The sequence below is a fragment of the uncultured Sphingomonas sp. genome (genome assembly GCF_964250165.1).
GTDB lineage: Bacteria > Pseudomonadota > Alphaproteobacteria > Sphingomonadales > Sphingomonadaceae > Sphingomonas.
In genome coordinates this window covers 54,110-57,389 of record NZ_CAXUEK010000012.1, presented here as the reverse complement: position 1 = coordinate 57,389, position 3,280 = coordinate 54,110, and the positions used below count along the sequence as shown (strand labels likewise).

The window sequence follows — 3,280 nt, the reverse complement described above, 5'->3', positions numbered from 1 at the left end:
GCGTGGGGGTGATCTACGACCGGCTGCATACCCGCGAGATCGCGCGCTATGGCGGGCTGGCGATCGTGATGCCGGCCTATGCCCTGTTCTTCATGCTGTTCACCATGGCGTCGGTCGGGCTGCCGGGGACGAGCAACTTCGTCGGCGAGTTCCTGAGCCTGATGGGCACCTACCAGCTCTCGACCGGCATCGCGCTGCTCTGCACGACCGGCATCATCCTGGGCGCGGCCTATATGCTCTACCTCTATCGCCGCGTCGTGTTCGGCGCGGTGAAGTCGGAGGAGGTCGCGGCGATGCCGGACCTGTCGGCGCGCGAATACTGGCTGCTCGCGCCGATCGCCGCCGCGGTGCTGTGGATGGGCGTCTATCCCGAGAGCTTCCTGGCCCCAATGCGCAAGGATGTGGGCGTGCTGCTGGCGCGGATCGATCGCGCCAAGCCGATCGGCGACGCCGCGCCGAGCGCCGGGCATGAGGGGCCGCTGGCCGGAACGGTAAAGGCGGTGCGGCCGTGAGCATGAACTATTTGATGGCGCTACCCGAGGAGGTCCTCTCGGTCGGCGCGATCCTGCTGATGCTGGTCGCCGCCTGGGGCGGGCCGAAGTCCACCCGAGCGGTTTCCTGGTGTGCGGTGGCGGTGCTCGCGGGCGCGTGCGTCGCGCTGCTCGGCCCCGCGGCGGGCGGCGGCGAGGCTTTTGACGGCCTGTTCCGGGCGGACTTGTTTGCCGCGTTCAGCAAGCTGCTGATCTTCGGCGCCACAGCCGTTGCGATCATCGTCGCCCCGGGCTTCTTCGATCGTACCGTCGGCGACGATGCCAGGCCCGAATATCCGGTTCTGCTGCTGCTGGCCGCCGCGGGCATGGCGATGATGGTGTCGGCGGGCGACCTGCTGACGCTGTATGTCGGGCTGGAGCTGCAGAGCCTCGCGTCCTACGTCCTGGCGAGCTTCATGCGGCGGGACCGCCGCTCGGCCGAAGCCGGGCTGAAGTATTTCGTGCTCGGGGCGCTGGCGAGCGGCATCCTGCTCTATGGCATCAGTCTGGTCTACGGCTTCGCGGGCACCACGGGCTTCGGCGGGATCGCGCACGCCTACCAGGTCACGGCCCCGGGCAGCCCTGACTTCTACGGTCTGATGTTCGGCCTGGTATTCGTGTTCGCGGGCATTGCCTTCAAGATGGCGGCGGTGCCGTTTCACATGTGGACGCCCGACGTCTATGAGGGCGCCCCCACCCCGGTGACGGCGTTCTTCGCCACTGCCTCCAAGGTGTCGGCGGTGGCCCTGGCGGTCCGCGTCGCGATCGGCGCGATGGGGCCGGCGACGGGCGAGTGGCGGCAGATCGTCATCTTCGCCGCGCTCGCCTCGATCATCCTCGGCGCCGTGGCGGCGATCGGACAATCCAACGTCAAGCGGCTGCTCGCCTATTCCTCCATCAACAATGTCGGCTTCATCCTGGTCGGGCTTGCGGCGGGCACGGCGGAGGGCGTCGCGGCGATGCTGTTCTACCTCGTCGTCTATATTGCCATGACGCTGGGCGCGTTCATCGTCGTGCTGCAGATGCGCGGCGAGGACGGCCAGCCGCTCGAAGCGATCGACGCGCTGGCAGGGCTGTCGCAGACGCGCCCCGGGCTGGCCGCGGCCATGGCGATCTTCATGTTCTCGCTCGCCGGCATCCCGCCGCTGCTCGGCTTCAATGCCAAGCTGGCGGTGTTCCAGGCGGCGGTGAATGCCGGCCTCTATCCGCTCGCGGTGGTGGGCTTCGTCGCCTCGGTGATCGGCGCCTATTACTATCTGCGCGTCATCAAGGTGATGTATCTCGACGCGCCCGCGCCGGCTTTCACCGGCGAGCGCAACCTGGTGGAAGGCGGGCTGATCGCGGCGGCGGCCACCTTCGTCTCGCCGGTCGGCTGGGTGCTGCTCGCGCCGCTGGGCGTGTGGACGGCGGCGGCGGCGCGATCCCTGTTCTAGCTGGCGCTCCGGTGAGCGTCATCCGCACCGTCGCGGCGACGGGCTCGACCAATGCCGACATGCTGGCGCGCGCGAAGGCCGGCGCGATCGAGGGAGAGTGGCTGCGCGCCGAGCGGCAGACGGCCGGGCGCGGGCGGCAGGGCAGGGCGTGGGACTCGCCCGTCGGCAACTTCTACGGCTCGACGCTGGTGCGGCTGCGACCGGCCGACCCGCCCGCTGCGACGCTGGGCTTCGTCGCAGCGGTCGCGCTGGCGGAGGTGGTGGAGTCGGCGCTTACGCCATCATCCTTACCCTTTCGCTCGCCTGCGGCGAACTGTTCCCTCTCCCAAGGCGAGAGGGAGGGAGGCGCGCAGCGCCGGAAGGGCGAGGGTGAGCTGCAACTGAAATGGCCCAACGACCTGCTGCTCGGCGGGGCGAAGCTGTCGGGCATCCTCCTGGAGCGGGCCGATGACGGCGTGGTCGTCGGCATCGGCGTGAACCTGGCGCATCATCCCGATCTGCCGGACCGGCCGACGACCAGCCTCGCCGCGCATGGCGTGCCGGTCGCGCCCAACGCGTTCGCCGACATGCTCGCGGACGGCTTCGGCGGTTGGCGCGATCGGTGGCGAACGGGGGGTTTCGCACCGGTCCGGGCGCGCTGGCTGAAGCTGGCGCACCCGCCGGGCACGGCGCTCACCGCCCGCCTGCCGGACGGCAGCGCGCTGGCCGGCACGTTCGACGGGCTGGACGCGGACGGCGCGCTCATCCTGCGCTTGGCGACGGCCGAGCGGCGTGTCATTCACGCCGCCGATGTCTTCCTGGTCTGAGCCCGCCGATGCTGCTCGCGATTGATGCCGGCAACACCAACGTCGTCTTCGCGGTCCTCGCCCCCGCGACCGGCGCGGACGGCAAGAGCGCCCGCCGCATCGTCGCGCGCTGGCGGATCGCGACCGATCCGCGCCGGACGGCCGACGAATATGCCGTCTGGCTCAGCCAGCTGCTGAGCCTGGAGGGCCTGTCGCGCGATGTGATCGAGGGCGTGATCGTCGCCACCGTCGTGCCGCGCGCGCTCCACAATCTGGAGGTGCTCGCGGAGAAATATTTCAGGACGACCGCGCTCGTCGCCGGGCGGCCGCCGGTGGAATGGGGCATGGCGCTGGATGTGGACGAGCCGCAGTCGCTGGGCGCGGATCGCGCAGTCAACACGATCGCCGCGCACGCGCTCCACCCCGGCGACCTGATCGTGATCGATTTCGGCACCGCGACGACCTTCGACGTCAGCGACTATCGCGGCGCCTACAAGGGCGGCATCATCGCGCCGGGGATCAACCTGTCGCT

At 70.0% G+C, this 3,280-nt stretch carries 4 protein-coding genes (1 of these 4 only partly in view); all 4 read left to right on the top strand.

From position 1 onward, the window contains the following. Positions 1 to 512 (top strand): proton-conducting transporter membrane subunit (locus ACFE64_RS04400; protein ID WP_375391239.1); only part of this gene is annotated, 512 nt, incomplete at its 5' end. A gap of 2 nt (positions 513 to 514) precedes the next feature. After that, a complete protein-coding gene (nuoN, locus tag ACFE64_RS04395) occupies positions 515 to 1,963 on the top strand; it encodes an NADH-quinone oxidoreductase subunit NuoN (RefSeq protein ID WP_375391243.1) in 1,449 nt (482 codons plus the stop codon). A gap of 59 nt (positions 1,964 to 2,022) precedes the next feature. Next, the gene (locus ACFE64_RS04390; protein ID WP_375391242.1) at positions 2,023 to 2,769 is read left to right on the top strand and encodes a biotin--[acetyl-CoA-carboxylase] ligase; all 747 of its coding nucleotides are present in this window, start codon (positions 2,023 to 2,025) and stop codon (positions 2,767 to 2,769) included. A gap of 8 nt (positions 2,770 to 2,777) precedes the next feature. Continuing rightward, on the top strand, positions 2,778 to 3,280 hold the 5' portion of the coding sequence (locus tag ACFE64_RS04385; RefSeq protein WP_375391238.1) for a type III pantothenate kinase. 319 nt of this gene lie beyond the right edge of the window; the window shows 503 of its 822 coding nt (coding positions 1-503); it begins with the start codon at positions 2,778 to 2,780; its stop codon lies beyond the right edge, outside the window.